Source organism: Streptomyces sp. NPDC025638 (assembly GCF_055558775.1).
In genome coordinates, this window is the sequence record NZ_JBVHLX010000070.1 from 1 (window position 1) to 1,664 (window position 1,664).

General features: G+C 69.9%; 2 protein-coding genes. One reads left to right on the forward strand and one right to left on the reverse strand.

Going from position 1 to position 1,664, the window contains the following annotated elements:
• The first annotated feature begins 99 nt into the window (after positions 1-99).
• The gene (locus ACZ4EG_RS46600; protein WP_453562358.1) at positions 100-651 is read left to right on the forward strand and encodes a hypothetical protein; all 552 of its coding nucleotides are present in this window, start codon (positions 100-102) and stop codon (positions 649-651) included.
• Here the strand turns inward: ACZ4EG_RS46600 and ACZ4EG_RS46605 are convergent.
• The gene (locus ACZ4EG_RS46605) at positions 605-1,555 is read right to left on the reverse strand and encodes an IS5 family transposase (protein WP_467795060.1); all 951 of its coding nucleotides are present in this window, start codon (positions 1,553-1,555) and stop codon (positions 605-607) included. The genes ACZ4EG_RS46600 and ACZ4EG_RS46605 overlap by 47 nt on opposite strands.
• Between the last annotated feature and the right edge of the window lie 109 nt (positions 1,556-1,664).

Here is a 1,664-nt window from a genome sequence, read left to right on the forward strand (position 1 = left end):
AGAAGCCGTATCTCAACCGAATGTGATCCCTTGATTTCTGCTGGTCATGCATGGTCTCGTTCGGGGTGAGGGAGGCATGGGGCGTCTTGTGTCCGCTTGATGGCCGAGGGGTGCGCGGTGGCGTCGGTGCTGGGAATGCTGGAGGAGCGGGAGACGGCTGCCCGTGTGCGGGTGGAGGGCCTGCGGGAGGAAGCCGCGCGGCTGGCTGAGGCGTTGGAGGCCGCGGAGATCGAGCTGGACCGGCGGGTGATCGCGCGGGAGGAGCTGGTCGAGGCGTTGGCCGCCTCCGCGGCCGAGACGACTGCGGTGACCGAACCCCGGACCGAGGCCGAGCAGGCAACAGCGCCCTCGCCTGCACCGGTGCCGGGCTCGACGGTGCCGCCGTGGCGAGACGGGCTCCCGGTGACGGTGCTGACCTCGGACTACCAGCGGATTCTGGGTGTGGTGGAGGAGCGGTCCTCGGCGGGCCAAGGGCCGCTCAAGGCCAAGGAGATCGCGGTGGGGCTGGGCCTTCAGACGACGCCGGCGAAGGTCGAGGGGGTGCGCTCGAAGGCCAGGCGCCTGGCGGAGCGCGGGTGGCTGCTGCAGGAGACGTCGGGCATGTTCAGCGCCGGCCGACGGCCCGTGCCAGACGCCGGCCCATCCGCGTGACCATCGACCACCGGATCATCGCCTCGCTGGTAGCGGACAGTGTTTCGTAATCCCTCGCCAGGCGGCGGGAGTTCATCAGCCACGCGAACGTGCGCTCTGCCACCCAGCGTCTGGGCAGGATCACGAACCCCTGCATGTCGTCGGTGCGTTTGACGATCTCCAAGGTCAGCGCGAGTTTCTGACGGCACCAGTCGACGATGGAGCCGGTGTAGCCGCCGTCGGCCCAGACGAGGGTGATGTCGCGGTGCAGGCGGCGCAGCCGGGTCAGCAGGCCCGTCGCGGCGTCGCGGTCGCCGATGTTCGCGGCGGTGACCGCGACGACCAGGAGCAAGCCGAGGCTGTCGGTCACGATGTGCCGCTTACGCCCGGGCACTTTCTTCCCGCCGTCGTAGCCGCGTGAGGAGGCTGGCACCGTCGCGGCGGCCCGTACCGACTGCGCGTCGATGATCCCGGCCGTGGGCTCGGCCTCTCGGCCTTCGCGCTCCCTTACCCGTCCGCGCAGCCGGTCGTGGAACTCGGCGATCAGCCCGTGCTCGCGCCAGCGGCGGAAGAAGGCGTAAACCCGGCCCCAATCGGGGAAGTCCGCGGGCATCGCCCGCCACGAGATCCCGCCCGCGACCAGATAGCGGATCGCGTCCAACATCTGCCGGTGGCAGTAGCCCTCGGGCTGTCCGCCCCGCCCCTGGAGCCAGGCCGGCACCGGCAGCAGCGGTCGGATGGCCGCCCACTCCGCGTCCGTCATGTCCGACGGATACCGGCGCACCCGTTCGGGATGGTCGGCCGCGTTGCCGTACACGTGCGCGAGGCAATCGCACGACACGGCGGGCGAGTTGAAGTCAACGGGCTCGGGCGCGTACAACAACGACAACAGGGCCTCCGGGAACCGCTCGGAATGGGGTCGCACCCCCGAGCTACCAGGGGGCCCTGCCTTCATGCGCGTACACCGGGAAGATCACCCCGGCGGGAAACCTGTTCGACCTGCACGTTCCATGATCGGTTGAGATACGGCTTCT

Coding starts and splice junctions, on each gene's coding strand:
- ACZ4EG_RS46600 (WP_453562358.1), top strand. CDS start 100: ATGGCCGAGGGGTGCGCGGTGGCGTCGGTGCTGGGAATGCTGGAGGAG.